We start from the raw sequence: 22,326 nt of genomic DNA, 5'->3' as shown, positions 1-22,326 counted from the left end.
GCTCCTTCGATGCCGCCTCGTAGCGCCGGCGACCGTTCCGACCAACAAGCCTGACCCGCAGTTTCTGATCATCGTCTGCCATCACAAGGTGTCCACCTAATTTGGTGGACACCTCATGCATCAGAGCACTCAAAAGCAAAAGGTGCCGGGAAATTCGCGCTTACCGAGCAGCTCACAAGCAGATCGAACAACACCTCGGGAGATCGACTCTGTTTTGCGCATTCGATGAAGCAAAATAGGTCCATTTGGTGCCTCCCGCCACCGACTTAGGCAATCCGGTGCTGCGTCTTTTGAGTGGATCGATTTGGGCAGGGCCCTGCGCCACTTCGGCCTCATCTTGCTTCGAAGTGCTCGACCGAACGCGACAGTCATACTTCTCGTCACGAGCTGCAATCGAGTTGGCTGAGATCGGGTAGCTGCTCGATAGAGAACATTGTGCATGCGCCTCTTCCGGAGGAGGCGGACCTGAAGCGTCCAGCAAATGTCGTCCCAGCTGAGGCGGCAGGAGCACTGCCGCAAGCAGGAGTGTTGGAGAACTGGGCGCCACGTTCACTGCTACAATTCGGACATTCGTCGCAAGAGAGACAACCTTGTTGGTGCTAGCTGAAGAATGTATGTCGCATCGGCAAGTACGCGAAGGATCGTTTACGCCTTGGGTCAGCCTCCGCGCCTCTGCTCCGGGGGCCAGCCGAGCTAGTAGACCCGGCGCCCGCGTCATAGGGCACAGAGGCAATTAGTCGCAGAAATGGCATGCATCCGCTGCGATATACCCGTTTGCGGTCGCGCCGTAACCGAACGGAAAGCCGGAGATTCCCGGTTGCGCGGTCGCCTATTGCCAAGCGCTCGTGTTGAAAAGCACCCGGACATGTTTGGGCAAGCGAATCATCCGAATACGGCAATGGCCTGCGGCTTAAATGAGATCCAACCGACCGCACACATGGGCGTTGTGCTCACGCACATTGACAGACAGAAGCCGTACGCATGGTTGCGATAGCGCCCCCAAGCGTCGCTCTTATCGGCCTCCTCGCACCATCAATACTGCCCTTGAAATCACCCGTCTCTGCTCTCATCCTGGTAAGCAGCGTCGCTCACGGAGTGTTCGCAGGCGGCTTGCAGCGCCTGATGCATGTCCGCAATGAGATCACTCGGCCTCTCGATGCCGGCGTGAATACGAATCAACGGTCCATCAAATGAAACCTTAGCTTCCGTTCGTGGAGGATCATCGACAGGCAGCGCAAGGCTTTCGTACCCACCCCACGACAATCCGATTCCAAAAAGGCGCAGTTTCTGGAAGAAAACCGAAAGCTGGGCCTTAGGCATAGCCTTCAGAACGACGCCGAACAGGCCACTTGCACCCAAGAAATCCCGCTTCCAAATATTGTGGCCGGGATCGTTTGGGAGCGCAGGGTGTAGAACCCGGCCCACTGCCGGGTGGTCTTCCAGGCTTTGAGCCAGCTTGATGCCATTTTCGCAATGCTGCCTCATGCGAACGGCTAGTGTCCGCAGTCCACGAAGAGCTAAATAGATGTCATCTGGCCCAGCGATCTCCCCGAAATGATGAGCGCTTGGCTGCAGGAGCGGCCACGCTTCCTTGTTAGCAGTAGCAATGCCCAGAAGGGCGTCGGAATGACCAACGATATACTTGGTCGCGGCATGGATCGAAATGTCGACGCCATGGAGAAAGGGTTTGAAATAGAGCGGCGTCGCCCAAGTGTTGTCCATGAGCACGAGCGCACCCGAATGATGCGCGATCGCGCACAGCGCGGGAAGATCCTGTACCTCAAACGTCAGTGACCCCGGGGACTCCAGGTACACAGCTCGCGTTTTTGCTCCAATCTTCGCGAGTAGATCCGAAGGTTGTGTGGGATGGAAGTACTCCACTTTGACCTTAAATCTAGTTAGAACCTCGTTCGCGAATATCCTGACCGGTTCATAGACGTTATCGCAGATCAAAACATGATCCCCGGCCTTCAGGATCCCGAGAAGCGCGTGGGAGCACGCAGAGAGCCCCGAAGGGAACAAGATCGAACGATACCCGCCTTCCAGTTCACAAATGGCAGCCTCGAGAGCGCGAGACAGCGGTGAGCCGAATCGTCCGTAGTTCGTCACTGGATTCTGCTTGCGCCTATCCCACTCTTCGAGGCTTTCCGAAACGATCGTGGAACCTCGATAGACAGGCACATTGACCATCCCGGCGTGTTCAGCCGGCGCGCGACCGAGATGAGACAATTTCGTGTTGGGCTCTGGCAAGCCTTTACCCGAAGGGATCCGATCCATACTTCTCCTATCTGGGATCGCGCCGCTTAATGCGCAGCGAATGCCCACAACGTGCAACTCGTCTCCGGCGCGACCACTCGAGAACTCTGCATCGACGCCCTCTTCGTCATCATATCCCAATTTTAGAGCAGCTCTCCTCCCGCACCGAAAGCGCGGTCAACCGCACAGCGAGACCGTGCCGGACCGCGCTCCTGAAAGTCGGTGGTCAGCTTCATGCAGATCTACAGTGGGTCCATCACTACAGCAAAGGTTGGGCCAGACGCGCGGGGTGCGGGCTGCAGGCGGATTAACCAGGACTGATCGAATGACTCGGCACCAGGCGACTTTCTTGTCGGACAAAAGACGCTGCATGTGGGCTCCTCGCCAAATCGGTTAAATCGGGACGATCTTGATGTGGGTTGACAATTGCACTTGTTATGAACTCGCGCGTTGGCGTTGTTTTTTCAGCCGCTTGGCTGGATCGCGCCGCTTGGCCGCATCGGCGTGGTAGGTCGAGGGGGCGCATCGGCAGGACCTTGCAGATCGGCTCACCCCCATGCGCCCACGATGGATCATCAAGAGGCGATCATGGCTTGGACCCGCGGTCGAGCTCCGCCATCGCAAAATAGGCGCTTGCGTTCCGTAGGATTTCGTTAGCCTGCCGGAGCTCGCGGTTCTCCCGTCGGGGCCTTCAGCTTCTCGGCCATCTCAGTCGGAACGCCGGTCCGCTGCCCGCTGTCGATCTCGCCTTCTTGACCTAGTCACGAAGCGTTTGCGGTGCGCCGCCGATCTTTGCCGCAAGCGATCTCACCGCCGCCCGGCGCGAAGGATGCTCGCCGGAGAGATCCAGAACCATCCGAACCGCTCGGGTTCGGACCTCGGGTGACAATTTGTCCGTCGTCTTGCTCGTCATGGCTCCATCCTCTCAGGAGTTGGAGCGTCCGACAAACCCGGGCGGTTCAAACCGATACCTGACTGAATCGAGAGCTGGACCTTAACACCACTTGAATCGTACCTAGCGTCAAGTTGTACTAACTACCGGTTCGATTCTCCGAACCCGAGACACATTCCGGCCTCAAGGTGCAGGCGCGGGACATTGAGGATCTGCGAGGCGTGCTTGAGATGATGGTGGCAGCTCTTATTGTCCTTTCGATTGTCGCCGCCGGTGGGGCTGGCTACGGCGTCCGTACTCGGCGCTTTCGCATCCGACGAGAGCGCGCGCGGCTGCATATGGCTATGGCCCACTCCGCAGAGAGTTGCAGCAGTCATCCGCCGTCGCGCAACTCGCTCGAGCAACCCGCGTGCTGGCAACCAGAAGCAGATCTTGCGGACCAGAAGCGCTCGACAATAGCCCGCGAGGGCTAAACAAATTCACACGGGCTCACCTCTCACCTGCAGAATTCGCTGCCGGCACCCTCGGCAAGGTGCAGCTGATGCGCGAGTTCTTACGTTGTGCTGCGGCGTGTCGCGGCTCCAGAACTACGACAGATGCTTTGTCTGGCGGGGACGTCCGAACGGAGCGGCGTGCCGCAGGCAGCACGCGTTTCGACGCGCTAAGTTCAAAACAATTTGAAACGCAAGTGAGTCAGATGATACCGCGAAGAAGAACCCCAATCCCAGATCGTATGATGGCTGGAGCCACGCGTGGCTCGTCGATTATGCGCGGTGCAAGGCTTGTTCCCCGATCCTTGCGCTGTACGATCATCGATCCGCTTTCGGAAGCCTTAACATTGGGGCTCATCAGCCTCATAGTGTTAATGATCGTGGCAAACCCCGTTTTTCAGAAAACAGGCGATCAGGATTGGAGCCAGGGCGACGATCCCACACTCTGTCTGCCGGAATGTCGCACGGGTCTGACCAGCGCTTGCGCGACCTACAGCTCGATTTCAGTGAAGGAGCTTCCGGACGTCCTAGTCAAGGCGACATTGGCAACCGGGGATCGCCGCTTCTATAGCCATTTCGGCTTTGACCTTACCGCGATCGCGCTCTCATTGCATGCCGCCCCGGGCACACAGGCCGTGCGATCGTCCATTACCCAGCAGGTTGCGAGAATTCTATTCCCCTCAGATCAACCAAATTTGGAGGTCAGGATTCAGGAGGCGCTTGTCGCAATTTGGCTCGAATGGCGGCTCAGCAAGGATGAAATCCTGAAGATCTACCTAAACCGTGTGCAGATCGGAGGCGGCATCTTCGGCGTCAGTAAAGCTGCGCAGAGCTATTTCCAGAAGCAGGTTCAGGATATCGAACTTGGCGAAGCAGCCTTGCTTGCCGGCCTGATAAATGCGCCACTAGATCTATCTTCGCATGTAGCTCTTCCGAATGCGCGTGAGCGTGCAAACCTGGTTCTGGACACCCTCCTCGAGACCGGGCTCATCACCAATGATCAGCTGTTCGCGGCAAAGCAACATCCGGCACGCCTGATCTTCATGGATCAGGACGCATCGCCGAATTGAGGCGATCGAGGTGAGCGTGATCTCGCGGAAGATGATTGCCACTGCTGCCAACGAGTGGAGGGTAGCACAGCTGATTGACTGGCTATGAAGCCTGCTCCGTGTTGACGGCTGCGGCCAGCATTGCCTCGCCCATCACATTGTTCCCTGTGCCTTTAGGGCATAGCCGGCGCCGACAATATCTCGGACCTCTTTGTTCTGGCTGAGCTTCGACTTGCCTATGAGGCGTGTGACCTCGATCTCGACGCCGACGATCATCTTGAGCATCTCGCCGATGTAGTCCTTGGGGCTGTCGGTCATCTTCCAAGGATCGGCCTGTTTCGCCTCATGAATGCGCGTCAGGCGCGCGACCATGCCGCGGACATACGCTCATCATCGCGGATCGTGACACGTCCGTACACATGCGCAACCATGTAGTTCCAGGACGGGACCTGCTTCTTGGACTCGACCTTGCTCGGATACCAGTTTGGCGCGATGTAGGCATCCGCGGCGCGGAAATCGATCAGAACCTCATCGCCGGTGACGAGATCCTGACAAATAGGGCTGGTACGAGCGACATGCGAATGAAGCACGCCCTGCTGACCCTCGTGCGCATGCAGCTCGAAGGGAATGTGATTCGCGTCAAACCCACTCTTCCCGTTGGTAAAGAGGATGCCGAGCGGATTTTTTTCAATGAGATGGTGAAGTACCTCGGCGCGAGCCTCAACGAAGTGCGGAGGGACGTACATGATAACTCCTTTGGCATTGTGGGACGCCGTGCAGCATAGGGTCGCGCAGCATCAACGGTTTGGTTCAGACCTCGGTCATCTCGAATTCACTTTTGCCAGCACGCCGGTCGGGGCAGATCCAATCTGCGGGCACGTCCTCCCAGCGGGCGCCGGGCGGAAAGCCCTCTTCAGGCCATCCGTCTCGCTCGTTGTAAATGAGCCCGCACAACGCACACATCGAGGTCTTGTAGAGAGGCGCGTCGGACGCGATCTCGGTGTTCACGTGAGCACTTTCGTTGCTCATGACAGCTTCCATATTCGTCGGGCAGGGTTCATGAGGTCGACTTAGGGCGAGTCTGGCCTATCCAACTTGTAACTGCATTTTTGCTGGTGCGATCGCGATGGGATAGATCAGGCCGGGGTAGATGTTGCCGGTTGCCGGTGTAGCTGACGAGCGAGAGGCTGATCAGCGGAACGAAGCCGCCGAGTATGCCAGTGCCGATGGGATACGGAAGCGACAGCGAGGTATCGCGCCGGAAAGAGCTCGACGAGAAACGCGGCATTCGGCCCATACACCAGCACTACCAAGACGAGTTGCGCCAGGAATAGCGCGGTGACGGCCACGTAGTTGTGCGCAGCCGTGGCGCTTGCAACGCCCATGTAGACGTGAATGTAGAGCGCGGCGGCGAGCAGAAGTCCGGTGACGATCAGCGGACGACGTCCGATGCCGTCTGACAAGGCCCCGCTCACGACCACCAGGGGCGTACCGATGGCTAGGGCAATGGCGACGCAGACATTCGCCGTCAGGAAATCCACCTTGAGAACGCTCTGCAGGAAATACAGCGCGTAGAATTGCCCGGTGTACCACACGCATCCCAGACCCGCCGTCGCGCCGAAGAGAGCATACAGCGCATAACCAAATCCTTGTCTCGTGCCGAAACTTTCGCGAACCGGCGCGCGCGAGACCTTGCCGGCCTGGCGCATCTGTTCGAAAACCGGCGACTCGCTCAGCTTGAGACGAAGATTGATCGAAAACACGACGAGAAGTGCGGACAGCAAGAACGGGATACGCCACCCCCAAGCACGGAAACCTTCCTCCCCGAGCGTTAGCCGACACGCCAGCACGACCAGAATTGCAACGAAGATGCCATCGCTTGGTAAGAGGAAGTGCCTCGATGGACCTTCAGAAATTCTCGATCAGAAAATCAAAGATCTGCCTGCAGGCCCCTATAAAATCGGCCTAAAGGCGGTGATGGCGCATATTGATGCCGCCATCAAGCACTACAAGCGAGGACAATCCGAGCCAGACCAAACACTATTCACCGATGTTGTCTTTCGCTGCAATCAAGCTTTTGAGGGTTAAGGAAGCTTACCGAGTGCTCGCTGGCAAGGACCCGTCGCGCCACAAAATCGAGGAGTTCCTCGGTCAGGCTGATCTACTTCGAAAGAAAGTGTTGGATCAATTTGCGCGTTACCGGACCGAATGGCGCAACCCATTCCACGCACGACTACGCTCTCGATTTCGACGAGGACGAAGGCCTGATGGCAATCGTATCTGTCACGGTCTTCGCCATCGTTCTTTTGCGATCAGATCGACGGAAACTTCCTTTTGACACTGCGGCGGATCCACGAGCGCCTGCCGCCACCCCGACGACCCGGCAGGCACACCGCTGTTTGACTTAGTTACGAGCGCCCTTCTCAGATTTGCTCAAGGACATACAGATGACCCTTTGGCTTCTCGCGATCAATTGAGACCGCATTATCTTCGTACGGTGGGCACTATTGCGGGCTATCTCGTCAGTGCGCTGCGCGGCGTGCCAGGTGTTAGGGTCAAACAGAGCCAACTGTTCTCTGATAGAGAGGCTGATATCGTCGTCGAGCGATCAACGGGAGTGAGCTCTACGGAGAAGGTAATCGTTGAGTTGAAGGTTTCCTCCTCAGGGAAGTCCCTTCCGAGGCGCTTCCTTCGACGTAGCGCGGTCGAAAAAGCCGCTTACTTCTTGCACCTGCCCGACGTGACGGGAGCCGTCGTATTTCTATATTCCGGCAGCAATAAAACGTATGAGATTGCCGATACAACGGAGGCGCCGATAGAGAAGATGCGAATAGTCGGCGCGGCTTCGGATACAAAGTTAGTGAGCCCAAGAGATTAGACGTGCACCGTCTGTTTGGCATGGGCCTCGGGCTTCTCGTTGGCATAAATGCGGTGATCTTCACGGCTATGATTTTCTCGGAATGCCGGCTCACAGCCGCGATTGCCGGCGAGCGGTCCGCCGAGACGCCGGAATGCAGGGAGATAACGGCTCGGATCATCGAGCGGGAAACACGCATTTCGATCACTTCTCGGCCTCCGGCGGCAGTGTCTTTTTCAAGAAGCCGGACAGGGTCTTAATCTGCGATCCAAAGTTTGTAACGCGAGCGGCTTCCCGTCAAATGATTGGTTTGCCCTCGCCGCGACGGCAGGAAGCGCGGTCACGGGTGTCGATCCGAAAAAACTGCAGGCGGCGGCTCATCGATGCCAGAATCGGGTGTCAGGCGTTCACCAGAGACGGCGGAGGCGTGGTCGTGGATGTGGCAATACCGCTGCGAAAGCATTGAACTGGTTCAACGCAGGTCCCAGCACACCGCCGCGTTGTTGCCCGCGAAATAGCCAGAGCCTGCCCGAATTGGTTAACGGGTTGTTAATCGGGGTTCGGCAGGCTTACCATCAGCGCTGCCGATCAGCCCCCCAGCCACAGGTAGCGCAAAGCGATGGCCGGCGGCAGCGATGCCCGCCGGCCATTGTCGTGACCTAGCCCTTTCAGCAGCCGAAGGCCATCCTTGCCGCAGCAACCGACGGTACCCACTGTCAGCGACCCATTTCGCGCGCTCAAGATGGCTTTCGAACGCGGGCCGAGCGCGCGCTGGCTCACGTTCCGGGTCAATGCGCAAGATGATCCGCGATACCTCGCGCCAGTCAGCGCCTTCCGCATCGGCATCAAGCATGCGTAGATAGGTGATGCGGTGCTGTTCATCATAGAAACATGTGCTTCCTTCCGATCATTGGTTGCAGCGCCGGGACCATTCTCGGTCTTTGTGTCGCCCGGGTGGGCGCCGGCACGGGACTAAGGCCGCTGCGAAATGTGGCTGATTTATTTGCCGCGCGATCCGGGTTGACGTGATCGGTATGCGCGCCGGCGTTCCCAATTCGGCCCGCGGTAGGGCTGGTCATCCGGCGTTCTTGTGAAGCGCGCCGGGCGAGTACCGAGGCAGCGCCGCTGCGACATTCCATGCAGCCCGCGGCCGCTTCCAAGCCGCTAGGGAAGTTGGACAGGATAGCCAAATCGCCCCCGCGTTTCGGGGTCCGCACCTACCGCAGCGCGGGGCCGTAGGACTGCCGGCACTCGACAGCCCGGTCATGTTGCACACTGGTTATTGATCCGGCCAGCCCAACATGCAGGCTTGGGATGGGCCGGCACCGACGCCAAACACGCGCCCAGCTGGGACCGCGGCGCCTGCGCGCCGTAACGGTCGGGCTGGTCATCGGTCGACTTGATGCTATCGGCTACAAGCGGATGCAATTCAACCTCGATGGACCAGGCGAGCATAGCTTCGCCTGACAGTGGGCACGAACCAAGCAGATGCGTCCTCCCATGCCGCAAAACAACAACCATGAACCATTTAGAAAAGATTGCCGGCTGTTCCCGGTCGTTAAGTGATCGTAAACCATGCGATGGCAACAAACCGCATGGAAACCGAACTCCCGCCTGAAACGATACTGCGAGACAGCCGTCGGCAAGAAAAGCGCAGGTCGCTTTTTAAGCACTATCACCGGCAATTTCTCGATCGTCTTCGTGACCGCGATTGGGTGTCTTCGTTAAAGCTTCCCGACAGCCCCGGAACGACGCTCGCTCTTTTACGAAACGGATGGATGGAGCGACGCTCAACGGGCAAAGGCGTCGAATATCGTATGACGGAAGCCGGTCTGTTGGAGCTTAGCCGGCCACGATAACTCAAAGGCGCAGTGGAGGCAACGCAGTGTCAACAGCCATGGAAATGATCGTCGCCGGCTACGTGAAGGTGCGGGACCGACGTGCCTTGACGGACCTGCTCGCGCATCGGCGCAAGATGCTGGGCGAACTACACGCTGTCTCCGGCATCGATCCCGCGAACGCTGTTCAGGCCGTCCAAGACGAAATAACAACTATCGAAGCCGGCCTAGAAGAACTCAAACCGCCGCCCGGCTCGCTCCCCGAAAACGAGTGGAGCTAGGGCGTGCGCGTTAACAAGATCAATTGGGAGAAGATCGGCCGCATGACAGAGCCCGGCCGTTACAAATGTTTCTTCGGCCATCTAACCGTTACGTCAGACGACATCGAAGTGTGGACGCGCTATCCCAACGCGACGTTCACTTTGATTGTGGGGCCAACGACTGAGCAATCGTTGGGCGAAGATTACCGTTTAGGCGCGTTCGACATCGGCGATCCACAACAGTAGGCGGTTCGCCGTCGGCGATGCCTATCGGGCTGCCGCTTGCGCCGACTTCGCCAAGGCGCCAGGCCCCGATCTAGACCGCCTCGCCGGTACATCGCTGGACAAGGGCGCCGAACTTGATGCGCTCGCGGCGATGCCAGCAGACGACCGGGCTTCGCTGATCCGATGGGCGGCCGCCGGCGAGATTGCCGCTTTTGCGGTCCTGCTGGCCGGTTGGTTCAGCGAGCGCGCACTCCGTGCAGAAAGACAGCGCCGGATACCCCATCGACGCCGCTGATCGTCATGGTTGCAATGCTAAGTGAAGCCTCGCCAATCAGTTGAGGGCAACATGGTTCGGGCATTTCGCGATACTGTCATGGCACTCACTTTTCTTGTAGTCGCGGGCAGCAACATTTTGTGGGATTTCATGAATAGCTACCTCGCCTGCGCCCTTGCACTGACCGCTTCAATCACAGCCGGCGTTTGCGTCGAGCGCGCCTTCATGAAGCGGCCCAATCGCGAGATGGCCCGCCTCCACCGCGAGCATTCGGCAGAAGGACCAATAGGCCGGCGCGGCTGGGAGTAAGGCCAGCTCGGCTTACGAAATACGGCTCCCGTGATTGAGACGCTGCATTCCCGATCGCGGCGAGATCAGCCCTGAGCTATTCCGGGCCGCTATCGCATGGGTGTTGAGGGGCTGGTATCCAAGCATCGCGATCGGCCTCACCGTGGCGGCCGGCAGAAGCACTGGATCAAGGTGAAGAACCGCAGCCACCCGGCGACGGGACGGGAGCTATAGATCGGCAGCACGGCTGTTCCAGAATTAACCTGATCTCGCTGCATCAAGCTTAATTTTGCAACTCGATTGCAGCATCGCTGCGAAGCGTTACCTTCTGAGCGCCGGACATTGCCCGTCTGGCTCCACCCAAGGCGAAGTCGTCGCACCACCATATTCGACGCGGCGCTTCGTTTGATTGCAGGCGGTTTCGTTTGGAAAAGCAGCCGGACCACGAACCGCTTGATCTCGTCGAGATGCGTCGGCAACTCACCGTACTGCGTTCGCAACATTCCGAAAATCTTGGAATAGCGTCGCTGTTGAACCGCTTCCTCGTGAAGATCGCGTTTCTGTCAGAGCCGAGGGACGTCGCGCACGTCCAACATCTGCGGTCTGAGTTCGCACGAACGCTACAAAAGGTTGAAGCGATCGCCTCGCGGTCGCCATCTGCGAAGCCATCAGGTGCGCCGTCAAGCAGCCCAAGTAACACTAACGCACAGACGTCCTTGCGCCTGCCGCCGGCGGCGCCGATGCTGATGCAGTCGCGAAGTCGTCCTCGTCTCGCGTCCGGCGGCTTCGCGGCTAGGGGTCGCCGCCACAAGCGGCGGCCCCGCCCATGATCAGATCTAGGGAGCGCGCCGCACCGCTCGGGGTACAAACGGGAGTCTCGGAGAAAACGACTTGGCGATCGCGAGAACCGCGGCTTCGTCGGTTTCGAGTGCGATCTTCTGGGCTAGCATCACATCGCCAACTGCCAATGCCCGTTCGGGGAGGAAGCACCATCCCACCTTAGGCTCCAATTTTTCATCCAGCTCCAAAACATTGCTCATGGTGCCCTGATGAATTCGGTATCGACGGCCGGTAAGAGAACCAGTGACTTCAAAAAAGCCATTGACATCAAATTGCGCGCGCTGTTCTGGAGATAACCATTCCCGCAAAAGACGGCGTGCACGCGCTTCCGGGCCATTTTGCTCGTTGAAGCTCCGATAAAGCGCACGCAGGGCGCGCAAACGCGCGCCCTGCGCGACGTTGCGTCCGAACAAAAACATCTTCGGTGCTACGACGGTTCTAACCGCCGACTAAGTGCGGATAGAACAGCGTTTCCTCCGCTGTTGCATCAAATGTCCGTATCAGCTTGAGATCGCCGGCCGGGGTGCGAGTGGCAGCGGTAAATCCCCGGCCGGTAAACATCTTGAAGCGCCGCTCGGCCTCGGCGAGCCCCTTGGGGTCGTCTTGCTCAAAAAAATGTCTGCTGTCGCCTGTGCTGTCCATTACAATCTGGGTAGCCATGGAAGAGAACTCCGCAACGCCTAGCCTCTGATGAAGAACAAACCTCGCTGCGATCAATAGTGTTCCTGCTCTCGGCAAATTTCATTGTGCCTTCTTGTTAGTCAGCGGTCGTCTACGAACATTCTACCGTCGCGACGCTACCCGCGCCAAGGGGCTAGGTTCTTGGACTATGTTTCAACACGTCGCGCACCAATCGTCAGGAAATGGAACGAGCAGCCACGGCCCGTCCTCAATGTTATCGTTTGCAGCTACGGGTCTGCCGGTCGCGAGGGGCTCGGCTGCGAACTCTTCGACCTCAGCGGTACTCGCCGCGTTACGCTCGGCGTAGCTTAAATCACTTTGCATGAATAAAACTTCCCACCGGGGCACGATCGAATTTGCAGCGTCTTCGAAAAATATGGATCAAAAAGATCGGCACGCGACAAAATATCAGACCCCCTTGGCAAGCGATAGGAGCGCGGACCTGTCCTTTTGCATCCTAGTCGCGCGCGCCGTCACGCGTTGCAGTGCAGCCAACAGCCATCTCCATTCTTTGAGAGCCGTCGCTCCATCAAACTTTGCGGGCGGCGATCATGGCCTGTGAGGGCGGCTCAACGGAGTTCTGCGCCGCGCGCCGTACCTCCCTGCCGCGCAGCGCACGGCGGAAGCGATCGCTGCTAACCAGGAGAAGTTTGACCGCGCTATCGCGGCGGAAATCGGCGTCAGTCACCCAACCGTAGCGAAAGCCCGTCGATCAACTGGAAAGCAGTTACCAGTTGAACAACGAACCGGCCGCCACGGCAAGCAACGGAAGGCGCCGACCATGTCAGCTGCGCAGGTTGAGGCGGTCGATGAACTCGACGCCCGCGACCGTGCTGTCGTTGCCTATACTGCAGCGAAGCTTCAAGCGCGGCTTGCGAAGGCGAAGAAGGCCCACGACGAACCGATCTGCGCCGCCTACCGCGCGCAAGGCGATGCGCTTAATATCGAGGCGCGGGCAAAGCGGCGGCCTGCCGACGAATATGACGCAGCGCAAGCGCGGGGTGAAGTTGCGCGTCTTGGAGATAATCTGCCTAGAGTTACCACCCGGAACGCTAGCAAGCTGACAGCGGCCCGGCGTCGGTATCTCCCGCCAAGAATTCCACGAGGCGCGCCAGATCAGGGACGCGGAAAAGCGCCACCGCGGCGCGCCGCTAGGAAGCACCGCGGGGGAATTCCTCGCGGCAATCACGAGTGTAGTGTCCGTCGGTGCCAAACCCGGCCGCCTCCGGAGTGTTGCAGGGGGGCTGCTATTGGCAATCATTTTGATCCTGGCTCTCGCCGGCGCGATCCTCCTTCTAGCGATCCGCATCGTCATCGGCTGGATTTCCCCGACCGCCGGTAAACAGTTCTCCCCGGCGATCGACATAGCCGGGACGTTCTTCCTGAAACTGATCGTCGTGGTTGCCCCGGTCGCGATCTTGGCGGTCGTCGGCTTCGCGCTGATGACCTCCACCAAGTAGAGCAAGCGAACCACGACATCGATATCAGACGCCACTTCGGGATAGAACGTCGCCTGACGATTACCTAGATCGAAGTGAACGCGACCTCGGTCAGGCATGGTTTTGGCCCGAGCTCGCAGATACCGATTGCCGCCGCTTGATTGCGTGAACTCGATCGGCTTGATCGGACAGACGGCCTTCAACATGTGGACCGACAGTCCGAAATAGCTCGCGGCTTGACCCAGCCGCAGCGCCGCCGGCCAGTATGGTAGGTCGCGCTTCATGTCGCTGCTTTGACCCGCCCGGCCAGCGCGGGTACTCGTTCGTACCGACGTAGCCGCGCTTCCCAACACCCGACCTATATGACCGTTTGGTAAAGCCATCGTCGGTCCACTCCGCAAACAACATCCGCTCGCCCTGGAACCTAATTTCGAGTTTTCTGGTGTGCGCTGGATTGTCGATCTGCCGACGCAAGGACAGCGCCATATCGTTGTATCGGAAGTCGTAAACGCGGGCCCGGCCGTCGAGCGCTTGGATAATGAAACCGGCAGCGTTCCGGAAGGATCGCTAGAGCGACCTTCGCCAAAGCTTGACGCGTTCAGAGCGGTCAGCTTGGTACATGCAATTCAGCTGGGTGTTTCGGCTATAAGCTGGTCAAGTTCACTGGCCGTGATCAGATCGCGGTGCATTAGGACTTTCGCTACACGATCAATCTCGGCCCAGTGCTCGTCGACCAACTCTTCACAATTCTGCAAGATGACGGCCAGTATGTCGTTCGCCTGCCGAAGGACGTCCCGGGGAAGTTCAAGCTCCTCGTTCCCAGCGCCGGGCAACGACTGGCCAGATTTCAGTAGAGCAATAGAACCGGCCGCCGCTTGTGCAATCTGCAAGTCGCTTTCGGCGCCGTCAGAAAACGAGCTGGGACGCCCTGAGAACCGAACGTTCGCGACTGGTCCTGCTAATGCTACAGCGGCATCGATCTCGTACCCCGCAATCTTCGCTTCTACTGCTTCTCCACTCTCATAAGACGCCGAAGCCGTTAGGGCTCCGACCGATCCTGACATACGTATTTCCGCGCATGCTAGCCCTTGACGGCGAGCCAGCACTGCGTGGGCCGCTTCATGGTATGCCATCATCATTCGTCTTCGCCTTCGCTCGCCCATCGTTGGACCTTTTTCGTAAAGATGCCCCGGAGGACGGCGGCGGAAGCCGCCGCCCCATTCGACGATGTTATGCCGCAATTCCGGCGACGCGAAGGACCGCACTTGCGAACTCGCGGCCCAGAAGCAGACCTCGCCCCTGTTCGCCGCCGCAATAGTTGCTCTTCTGCACTTCCTCGAACAGCATCATGCCGCGCGCCAAGATCAACATTCCTGAGACGGTAAGCAGCGCGTGCTGGCGACTTCTATACAGCAAAGAATGGATTTTCCTTGCTTCTATGTGTGCTGCGTCCTTCGCGGCTTCGACACCGGAGACTTCGATAGCTCTGGCGCACTGGGCTCCGTATCGTTCCGCTGCGACAATTCGCGCTGTCAGGTCCCCTTCCAGTCGTTGCCTAGCCCGCTTGCCTCCCCAACGTTCGGTATCCCCCGGACCGCGGCGAGTGCGATGCGGAGACGATCGGGCTTGAGCAGGTTGAGCCAGGCCGCGTCGGGGTGGGACCGTCCCGTTGGCATCGGCAAATCGTGCGATAGAGCGGCTGCCCTTCGAACCCTTCGGCTTGCTCAAAGCAACCTTGGAAGGCCCGCCGGCCGGCCGCGGACGTGATCACGATCGAAGGCGGCGGTTCGGGCCACTGTTCAGCCGCCAGCGCCCCGGCCTGCTCTAGGCGGGCCACCGGCCCGGTAAGCCAGCGTGCGGCAGCGGTGCTCATTGGTCACCGCCCGGCGTCAGAACCTGCCGCCACAGTTCGGCGCGGACCTTTGCTTCGATGCGCCGGACTTCCGCGTCGATGGTGAAATGATCAACGCCTATTTCATCCAGTGTCCGGCGGATCGCGTTTAGATTTCGCCGAACATGCTGCTCGCCTTGCTCGGCAGGTCGCGTCAGAACGAATTCGACGTGGCGCTTGATGTAAGCGGCGTCCCGGAAGCGGTTGGGCAAAAGTAAGACCTTCGCCTTTGGCTCGGCGATGCGGACATGAAGCCGGGGATCGCCTTCCTGGGCCGGCGCCACTTCGCGCCGGGCGTTGCGCACGGCGCGCGACACGGCCCGTTCAGTCATGCTGCCCCCCAAGTCCGACGATCTGCGAAGACGGTCTGCCAAGCGGCCTTCGCGAAAGCGTGGCAATGCTGTTCGGTTTCGGCATCGGTGACGCCCAGCCCAGCGAGCCGGCCCGACTCGATGTCAAGGTGCTCGATCAGATATTTCTCAGCGTCGTCAGCCGACGGTCGCTTGCGCATTTCGGCGGCTATGAAAGCGACGATCCGACGGTGGCGGGCCGACGGGAACGCGTAAATGTGCGCTGAAGGAACTGCCTTGCGTCGGCGCTTCATCGGTCAACTCCCGGTCTGCTGGATGAAGGGCGGCGCGCTGGGGAAAGGTTCAGAGACCGCAGCGCGCCGCCGCTAGCGCCGCCCGGGTACGTCCGCCGGGTCGGCGCCGGCGCTGACGCGGGACGGAACCGCGCGCGCCGAAGTGGAAGGTTAGGCGGCGGCTTGATCGCCGCGCAGAAGCTGGAACAAATCTTCCACAGGAGCAGTCGTGTGGCGTCCGTTCTTTCGAACGCGGATCACGCCGTCCTTCACTAGCTCATAAAATCTGGTTGTCCCAATTCCAGCGACTTCGCAAAAGCGGTCGACGGGCACGTTCAGGGACAGGTTGTAAAGTTTGACGACGTCCGGGAGCGTCATGTCGCCGGGGCGAGAACGATGGGAGGTCGACAACTGGGGCGGCAATTCGCGGCGCATTGGGAGAGTTCTCCTAGGCTTCAGTTTCGTCCATGACCGCAATCATTCGCGACACTCAGAGCGTTCGTCAACGTGCCCAAAATCCAATACTAAAGCACCGAAGTTATGTCGTTGATGCGAGGTTTATTCCGGTCCGACGGATTATTGATGAAACGACTACATCGAATGGGCGGGTGCGAAATCGCGCACCGATGTGATTTGCGGCGGTCATTCCGGGCGCTTTACCGGTTGATTTCGAGTGTAGAGAGACGAAGGAGAATGCAAGTGACGGTGCTTTCGTTTCACCGCGGCCTCGAATGCCGGCGGATGACTGCGCCGAGCTGATTACTCGGATGCGTTACGGAGACGCCGTCTTTGGCGACGAGATCGTGCAGTTCAACGGTGGCTCGGCTCATATCACTCGCGCAAAGAATGGATTTTGGCATGGGCCTAACGGTCCGCGGAACACGCATGTGAGCGCAGTTCTATTGTTACCTGAGACAGGATTGTCGAAGCTGAGAGAGGAGAAATGGCAGCCGGTACTCGCAGTTCATCCTTGGGCGGACCACCCTCTGGCGGACGAGCTACGAGAGATCAACCGATTTGAGGCGGACGACGACAAGTGGATGTTTCGGGACGGAAAGCGGTTCGCCGACATTGTCAGCCTGCCTGATCCGTGGTCGCCAAAGGAAGAATGAAAGCTATTCCCTTGCAGGCAAGCGCTGGCGCATCCCAATTCGGGCCGCTGTTCTCATCGATACGTTCGCGGTCGTCGTAGGAATTTTCGTGCCACTGCTTGTGGCCGGCGAAAGCGCCTCATGCGTCAGCGCCATTAGTCGCCGCCGCCGTCACACACCTTCTCGTGACCGGGTGTAAATTTAGAACGGCGATCGATCGTCCTTCTCCCAGCGGGAACGACGCACCTGATACTCGTCTGTCTTGAAGACGACGCCCTCCACATGGTGCACGCTGACGCTGTCCGGCATGACGCGAAGGCTTGGCTCCCGCAGATCGGAATCGACCCGTTCTCCCGCCAACGCCGGCATGGCATCGAAGTCGGGCCATCCTGGCGATTTTTCCTTTTCTTCATCAACCTTTGGCCGCGGCGGCACCTCCTCGAATACCGAGTAATCGACTTCCCACCCCTCCGCGGTACTTTGCCCCGTCCTGGCTCTGATCTCGGTCCCGCTCGGAATTTCCATCGCCTCGACGCGCGCAGCCTTGTGGAATAGGACGACGTTGAGCACGTCTCCCGCGACCTGAACCGACGGGAAGATAATGCCATCAATGGGCACCGAGGATTCCGTTGCGAGAAAATCGGCGATGGCCTGCGTTGCCAGATACTCGAAAGGCTCATCGTCGGGCATGACCGGTTGGGTGATACGGTTGCTCAGAGATTTCAGAAATTGCGCTCGTTCCAGCCGGCGCGCAAAATCGACGTCAAAGATGCTTCCGCGCATCTGGACATTCTTGAGCGCCGTCAGATCGAGCAGCCGGAGTTTTCGGATAATCTCGAATTGCGCCACGGCAACCTTGCTTCCAACCGGAGGCCGCACCTCGGCGATGGCGGCCTTGGGATCGTTGGCGCCGTAGAACACAGAAATGCCCCGCGCATTCATGCGACCTGCCGCAGCCACCAGCGCTGGCGGCGACCCGAGCTGGAGGTCGGGCCGACACATCGCCACCTCGAGTTTGTCCTCGGACTGGAAGACCCGGGCACGAGAGAGTGTATGGAAGGGCGTTCCGGGCCCCGCATCTACGACCAGACGCTGCCCCTGCCGCGTCCGCAAAGCATCCACGCCGTCGAAGATGGCCGCCAGATGCGTAGCTGCGGTGCGACTGAAGAAACGCGCCTCGGTCTTGAGTGAATTCTCGAACCGATACCATTCCTCGCGCCAAGCATCATCGCTGACCTTTTTCTCTTGATAGTAACTGTCGCGCGCGAACTCCGTCTCTTCACCCATGGCCGCGCTGTCGAAATCGCTATGTTCCTCCTCCAGGATTGACTGGACGTCCTGGGCCGCGTCTTCAGGGATTTCGGCGGCGTTTTGAATGGCGTACACGACATCATCGCCATGTCGATTCCATTCGTAGCTCAGCTCCTTGTCGCGCTGGAGCATATATTCGTAGTCGTTTGGTTGATCTGACGTTCGATAGTAGTGCTGCTCGAACGCGGTCGCCACACGTGCGGCCATCTTGTCAAGGCTGAAGGTACGACGCGCCTTGTCGCAATAGCTGCACTTGGCGCGTTTGCCCTTTGCGCGAACTTCATCGCTTAGATACTGCTCGCCAATGCAGGCGTAGCATATGCGCTTCGCTTCGAGGTCGTCACTATCTACGGAATGCACGATATTTTCCACCTTGTTGCTCCATCGTCTCCTACCAAGCCGCTGCCCCCACAGGCAATCTGGCCCCGTCCGTAATCCTCGACTCACTTGATTGCGCTACAGAATACGTCAAGCGCTGAGATACGCTGCTGGCATTGCGTCAAGCTGAAGAGAATATCGCCGGGAACAAGGCCAGCGCGATCTTTCCCGACACGCTTTGGCGATCGTCTTGCACCACTGTGCGAGCTTTGACGATCTTGTTGCGAACACTCTCGATTTCAAAGAGAGCGTCCCTGTTGGTCAGTCGGGCGAAGGTCCGAATGAGGCGCACATAGCGCTGTCGTCGCTCGACATTGAGGAAGGAGTTCAGCACCTCGACAAGATTCTGCTGCCGCGATCCGACTGGCCGACCGTCGACCAGGGAAAGTAAGCAGTTGATCAATGCATCCACATCGAGCGCGTGCAGCTCGTTGACGTCGCTCCCCGGAATCGCCACTTTGGCGACGAGTTCGCCAAACAGGATCTCACGCTCTTTCCACTTCGTACCTCCTTGCGAGCGCGCCGCGCCAGCGCGACAGAAAGTCATGATGCCAAGGCGGCCTCGACGGGACCGCGTTTGCGCGCCCTCCCTCGATACAATTGAGGTCGGAAATCGTGACCAATTTCCAGCGCCATGCGTCTACATCCAGCCAGAACGCGCGCAAGCTTACTTCTCGCCGCTGTCTGGAGAGGGCTATCGTTTCATCGTCAATTGAGAACAGGTTCTTGTCGTGGGAGTAGAAAATGTCCTCAAACGAACTGAGTAATCGGCCGCTCGTGCGTGGCTCAAGATTCCAGGTGAGCCAAATCAGGCGAATGGACGCGCTCTCATAGAAATCTTCGCGTTGCACGATGATGGGGATTTGCGTGGTTGCAAGTTGAACCTCCACGACGAGTGGCATGCGATCATAGATCGCGCGTACGTCCGGCCGCCGCCGTCCATTCTCTAGGATGAGATACTCATCGACAACGACGCTTCCTGCGGTCGTGCGCGGATCGTTGGTCAATAACTCACCGACGATATGTTTGATTTTAGCATGCAGCGGGCTTTCCTGCGCTCCGTCAAATTGCTGCGCGCTAACGATATCGACGCTGGCCGGCGTCCCCGTCCACCAGGGACAAAGCTGTGGGGCACCCGGGTGGTGTTTCCAGTAAGGCTGGCCGGTCCGGCCTTCGCGCGGAGCATAGACGGCATGTTCGCATTTCGCGCAGACGAAACGCGCTTTCCTGTCGAGCCGCGCGCGCGTCGCCGCGCGACGGAGAACCTGATAATCGTCCTTGCTCATCGCTATGAGCGCATCACTCGTGATGCTGTGCATCGATGCAAGGTCAACCACTCTTTTGAGTGTCCTTCGGAGAATCGCCTCGACCATCTACCGAATCTCCCTTCGTCCGGCGTGATCATTGAGCATTTGCGGGATCGCGTGCTATGGAAAATCGCCTGTGTCTGGAAGTCCCGCCGACGGCATGACCGGCGGCGGGGCGAAGACGCAATTCGCGGCTTCACCGATTGTCAGCCCGGCATACCGGCCGTCAGGTGTCCGCACCGGGAAGAATGGGTTCTTCGCTGAAGGGTCGGTTAATGATCGACAGCGCGTCGGGCGCGGCGAAGACGCGGTTGCGCGCATAGCCGGTACGCTCGTTCAAGATTTTATTCTCGACCAGTTGCTCTACCGCTTGCGAGGCTGCAGGCACCGTAATGCTGAGAAGCGAGGCCAGACGCTTGACGGTCAGCACCGGATAGTGCGGCAGAACATCGAGTGCTCGCAGGCTCGCTGAGCCCTGGCGAAATTTGCGCCGCTTTCGCCATAGATCGCCAAGTGCAGACAAAGCGTCGCGCGTCTTCAGCAGCTCATCCGTGGTGCCGACAATTGCGTCTGCCATGAATCCGACCGCTTCATGCCAATCGAGGCGCTGCTGAGCCGCTTTGAGCGATTCATAATAAGCCGCCTTGTGGGCTTCAATGTACGGTGACAGATAAATCGGCATCATGCCTTCCGCCGCCATCATCAACGGCAGGAGGAGACGGCCGACGCGGCCATTGCCATCACGAAACGGGTGGACTGCCTCAAAATGTGCATGCGCAACCGCCATTCGCACAATGAAGCTCTGGTACATCGCCTGCATGCCCTCGCAGCGCATGTACTTCATCGTGTCCTCAAGACACGCGGCAATGTCAGACGGCGGCGTCGGATTGTAGGTCGAGTAAGCAATATCGCCCCTGCCGCCGATCCAGACCACAACCTGGCGAAGATCGCCGGGCTTGTCCTTGTATTCTGCGTCGCCGCGCATGACGGCGCGATGCAGATCCTGCACCAAACCGCTTGTGAAGATTTCCAGTTTCTCTTGTCTGGCCCGCGGCAGGAAGTCATCGAGCGCGAGCGCGTAGGCACGCACCTGAACTACCGCCTCGCCCTGCTGGGAATCTTCGCTTTCTTCACCGGACAGCAATTCGTCAAGCGTGCTGTTGGTGCCTTCGATCGCCGAGCTGCTGACAGCTTCCCGCCGTGGCAAGATGCGGCTGATCAGATACGGGTCCTTTAGTTCGGCCGCGAGCGTCTCGACGCGCACCAAGGCTGCATCCGCCGCCCTGAGCCGGGCAAGGACCGACCCCGCGGCAACCCCGTCCTCAGGCGGGGGCAGCGGAACCACGCCGTAATGCGCCGCATAGGGCGCCGGAAGCCGCTGCAATCGTTCCCGAACGGCGTGAGTGAGATTATCGCGGTTCAAGAGAAACCTTTCGCAGAAGAGCCAAGTCCGACACCATAATAAAGGTTGTTTATCTATACTTCAATAAAGCGACTGATGGTGGGCCCCATCTAACGTTCTTAGGTTCCACCAAGGAACCTCTTTCCCGTACTGTCGTTACGGTATATGGCGTAAAGACAGTACGGAGACATTTCGTGGCCGATCCTACGGTAGTCAGGCGAGTAAGACGCCAGCGCGACGTTCGCCTGGCTGAAGGCTGGCAGGAAGTCCGTGTGTGGGTGCCCACCGAACAAGACGCAAACGACATCAGAAACCTCGCCGCCGATCGCAGGGCAAAAGCAAAAGCGCTCGCCGGCCTTGACGAAGGAATTAAGAGCATGCCCCCAGAAACACTGCACCGCATTGCCGAGGCGATCGCATCCCAGGGCTCGGCAGCCTACACGACCCCTTCCGGTCCTGTACTGGACCTCCTCACCAAACTCGCGGAAGAGGACGATCTCGCGAGCTTCTCGCGGGCTTTCATTCTTCTGGCGCGCGCCGCACCGGCTAGAGCCGCGTTTGTCGCGGGCGCGGTGTCGGTAAAGATCTCCAACTTCCTGATCAAGCATCGCGGCGTCAAGGCGACCGCGCTGATCAAGTGGACCGAGTCGAATCCGGATTGGACTGAGGAGCTCAAGAACGCACTGCGTGATCCCGATCTATTTGTTCGTGTTGTCGAAGACTTCGCCTCTGCGATCAAGCAAGGTGCCGCCGCTCACTAGACCTTTGACAAAGAAACCGGCGCCGTTTCAAAAAAGCGGCGCCGGTTTCCTTGTGACTCGGATGAGCCTTTTACATTGAATGCGCCTTAGGGCGATTAGCCTTGCCGTGTTAGGGTTCAGACTCAATTGATCCAATAAGCGACGAGAGCGGCGAGGTGGACGGCGGCCAAGAAGTTTCTGGCAAGTTTGTCGTAGCGAGTAGCAACACGCCT

The 22,326-nt window shown here is 58.8% G+C and carries 22 protein-coding genes, 4 pseudogenes and 1 other annotated feature; of the genes and pseudogenes, 8 read left to right on the top strand and 18 right to left on the bottom strand.

All coding sequences use genetic code 11. The features are described 5' to 3' along the window. Window positions 1-1,050 precede the first annotated feature (1,050 nt). Window positions 1,051-2,397 (bottom strand): cystathionine beta-lyase, encoded by a 1,347-nt coding sequence (gene metC, locus IVB36_RS06055; RefSeq protein ID WP_247289243.1) that lies wholly within the window; start codon window positions 2,395-2,397, stop codon window positions 1,051-1,053. 363 nt (window positions 2,398-2,760) lie between these two features. Continuing rightward, a pseudogene (locus IVB36_RS06050) lies at window positions 2,761-3,169 on the bottom strand (IS3 family transposase); the annotation flags it as partial. Continuing rightward, window positions 2,773-2,888 (bottom strand) — a sequence feature (AL1L pseudoknot). It overlaps the preceding pseudogene by 116 nt. Window positions 3,170-3,986: 817 nt before the next feature. Here IVB36_RS06050 and IVB36_RS06045 point away from each other — a divergent pair. Next, on the top strand, window positions 3,987-4,709 hold the full coding sequence (locus tag IVB36_RS06045) for a transglycosylase domain-containing protein (RefSeq protein WP_247390900.1): 723 nt from the start codon (window positions 3,987-3,989) through the stop codon (window positions 4,707-4,709). 132 nt (window positions 4,710-4,841) lie between these two features. On the opposite strand, the pseudogene IVB36_RS06040 reads toward IVB36_RS06045, so the two are convergent. The 3 genes and pseudogenes from IVB36_RS06040 to IVB36_RS06030 form a co-directional block, all read right to left on the bottom strand. Next, window positions 4,842-5,434: pseudogene (locus IVB36_RS06040) on the bottom strand (FMN-binding negative transcriptional regulator). Window positions 5,435-5,498: 64 nt separating this feature from the next. Then, window positions 5,499-5,651, bottom strand: coding sequence for a rubredoxin (locus tag IVB36_RS06035; protein WP_247390902.1), 153 nt, complete (start codon window positions 5,649-5,651; stop codon window positions 5,499-5,501). Between the two features lie 173 nt (window positions 5,652-5,824). Then, entirely contained in the window at window positions 5,825-6,472 is a 648-nt protein-coding gene (locus IVB36_RS06030) for a hypothetical protein (RefSeq protein ID WP_247390898.1), read from the bottom strand. Between the two features lie 85 nt (window positions 6,473-6,557). Between IVB36_RS06030 and IVB36_RS06025 the strand changes: the two genes are divergently transcribed. Beyond that, window positions 6,558-6,776, top strand: coding sequence for a hypothetical protein (locus IVB36_RS06025; RefSeq protein WP_157642942.1), 219 nt, complete (start codon window positions 6,558-6,560; stop codon window positions 6,774-6,776). 1,454 nt (window positions 6,777-8,230) lie between these two features. On the opposite strand, the pseudogene IVB36_RS06020 reads toward IVB36_RS06025, so the two are convergent. Further along, window positions 8,231-8,431: pseudogene (locus IVB36_RS06020) on the bottom strand (DUF2285 domain-containing protein); the annotation flags it as partial. Between the two features lie 999 nt (window positions 8,432-9,430). Between IVB36_RS06020 and IVB36_RS06015 the strand changes: the two are divergent. From IVB36_RS06015 to IVB36_RS06005, 3 genes are all read left to right on the top strand, one after another. Continuing rightward, window positions 9,431-9,664, top strand: a complete 234-nt coding sequence (locus tag IVB36_RS06015) for a hypothetical protein (protein ID WP_026232951.1) — start codon at window positions 9,431-9,433, stop codon at window positions 9,662-9,664. A gap of 3 nt (window positions 9,665-9,667) precedes the next feature. Beyond that, window positions 9,668-9,889, top strand: coding sequence for a hypothetical protein (locus IVB36_RS06010; RefSeq protein ID WP_247390896.1), 222 nt, complete (start codon window positions 9,668-9,670; stop codon window positions 9,887-9,889). Between the two features lie 325 nt (window positions 9,890-10,214). Further along, window positions 10,215-10,451: a hypothetical protein gene (locus IVB36_RS06005; protein WP_026232950.1), complete on the top strand. Its 237-nt coding sequence runs from the start codon at window positions 10,215-10,217 to the stop codon at window positions 10,449-10,451. 815 nt (window positions 10,452-11,266) lie between these two features. On the opposite strand, the gene IVB36_RS06000 is transcribed toward IVB36_RS06005, so the two are convergent. From IVB36_RS06000 to IVB36_RS05980, 6 genes are all read right to left on the bottom strand, one after another. Next, window positions 11,267-11,689 (bottom strand): hypothetical protein, encoded by a 423-nt coding sequence (locus IVB36_RS06000; RefSeq protein WP_247298775.1) that lies wholly within the window; start codon window positions 11,687-11,689, stop codon window positions 11,267-11,269. Between the two features lie 19 nt (window positions 11,690-11,708). Continuing rightward, the gene (locus IVB36_RS05995; protein WP_026232948.1) at window positions 11,709-11,930 is read right to left on the bottom strand and encodes a hypothetical protein; all 222 of its coding nucleotides are present in this window, start codon (window positions 11,928-11,930) and stop codon (window positions 11,709-11,711) included. 805 nt (window positions 11,931-12,735) lie between these two features. Beyond that, a complete protein-coding gene (locus IVB36_RS05990) occupies window positions 12,736-13,674 on the bottom strand; it encodes a hypothetical protein (RefSeq protein ID WP_247390894.1) in 939 nt (312 codons plus the stop codon). Window positions 13,675-14,016: 342 nt separating this feature from the next. After that, entirely contained in the window at window positions 14,017-14,529 is a 513-nt protein-coding gene (locus tag IVB36_RS05985; RefSeq protein ID WP_247390891.1) for a hypothetical protein, read from the bottom strand. 91 nt (window positions 14,530-14,620) lie between these two features. Beyond that, on the bottom strand, window positions 14,621-14,752 hold the full coding sequence (locus IVB36_RS40105; RefSeq protein WP_256465116.1) for a hypothetical protein: 132 nt from the start codon (window positions 14,750-14,752) through the stop codon (window positions 14,621-14,623). A 507-nt stretch (window positions 14,753-15,259) separates the two neighbouring features. Then, window positions 15,260-15,613: a DUF6074 family protein gene (locus IVB36_RS05980; RefSeq protein ID WP_247390889.1), complete on the bottom strand. Its 354-nt coding sequence runs from the start codon at window positions 15,611-15,613 to the stop codon at window positions 15,260-15,262. Window positions 15,614-15,678: 65 nt separating this feature from the next. Here IVB36_RS05980 and IVB36_RS05975 point away from each other — a divergent pair, with 65 nt between their 5' ends. Next, a complete protein-coding gene (locus IVB36_RS05975) occupies window positions 15,679-15,858 on the top strand; it encodes a hypothetical protein (RefSeq protein ID WP_247390887.1) in 180 nt (59 codons plus the stop codon). A 177-nt stretch (window positions 15,859-16,035) separates the two neighbouring features. Here the strand turns inward: IVB36_RS05975 and IVB36_RS05970 are convergent, their stop codons facing one another. After that, the gene (locus IVB36_RS05970; RefSeq protein ID WP_247390885.1) at window positions 16,036-16,299 is read right to left on the bottom strand and encodes a hypothetical protein; all 264 of its coding nucleotides are present in this window, start codon (window positions 16,297-16,299) and stop codon (window positions 16,036-16,038) included. A gap of 296 nt (window positions 16,300-16,595) precedes the next feature. On the opposite strand from IVB36_RS05970, the gene IVB36_RS05965 reads away from it, so the two are divergent. Next, window positions 16,596-16,976, top strand: a complete 381-nt coding sequence (locus IVB36_RS05965) for a hypothetical protein (protein WP_247390883.1) — start codon at window positions 16,596-16,598, stop codon at window positions 16,974-16,976. Between the two features lie 180 nt (window positions 16,977-17,156). Here the strand turns inward: IVB36_RS05965 and IVB36_RS05960 are convergent, their stop codons facing one another. From IVB36_RS05960 to IVB36_RS05945, 4 genes are all read right to left on the bottom strand, one after another. Beyond that, complete coding sequence (locus tag IVB36_RS05960) at window positions 17,157-18,638, bottom strand: RES family NAD+ phosphorylase (protein ID WP_247390881.1); 1,482 nt, start codon at window positions 18,636-18,638, stop codon at window positions 17,157-17,159. A gap of 127 nt (window positions 18,639-18,765) precedes the next feature. Beyond that, on the bottom strand, window positions 18,766-19,191 hold the full coding sequence (locus tag IVB36_RS05955) for a hypothetical protein (protein WP_247390879.1): 426 nt from the start codon (window positions 19,189-19,191) through the stop codon (window positions 18,766-18,768). After that, a complete protein-coding gene (locus tag IVB36_RS05950; protein ID WP_247390877.1) occupies window positions 19,130-20,017 on the bottom strand; it encodes a DUF6035 family protein in 888 nt (295 codons plus the stop codon). Before IVB36_RS05950 ends, IVB36_RS05955 begins: the two co-directional genes overlap by 62 nt. A 160-nt stretch (window positions 20,018-20,177) precedes the next feature. Continuing rightward, complete coding sequence (locus tag IVB36_RS05945) at window positions 20,178-21,374, bottom strand: Fic/DOC family N-terminal domain-containing protein (protein WP_247390875.1); 1,197 nt, start codon at window positions 21,372-21,374, stop codon at window positions 20,178-20,180. A 173-nt stretch (window positions 21,375-21,547) separates the two neighbouring features. On the opposite strand from IVB36_RS05945, the gene IVB36_RS05940 reads away from it, so the two are divergent. Beyond that, window positions 21,548-22,114 (top strand): hypothetical protein, encoded by a 567-nt coding sequence (locus tag IVB36_RS05940; RefSeq protein ID WP_247390873.1) that lies wholly within the window; start codon window positions 21,548-21,550, stop codon window positions 22,112-22,114. A gap of 122 nt (window positions 22,115-22,236) precedes the next feature. On the opposite strand, the pseudogene IVB36_RS05935 reads toward IVB36_RS05940, so the two are convergent. Next, window positions 22,237-22,326, bottom strand: a pseudogene (locus tag IVB36_RS05935) (IS5/IS1182 family transposase); the annotation flags it as partial.

Source organism: Bradyrhizobium sp. 35, assembly GCF_023073215.1.
GTDB lineage: Bacteria > Pseudomonadota > Alphaproteobacteria > Rhizobiales > Xanthobacteraceae > Bradyrhizobium > Bradyrhizobium canariense_D.
The sequence above is the reverse complement of the archived record's forward strand: the minus strand, read 5'-3'. Positions and strand labels throughout refer to the sequence as shown.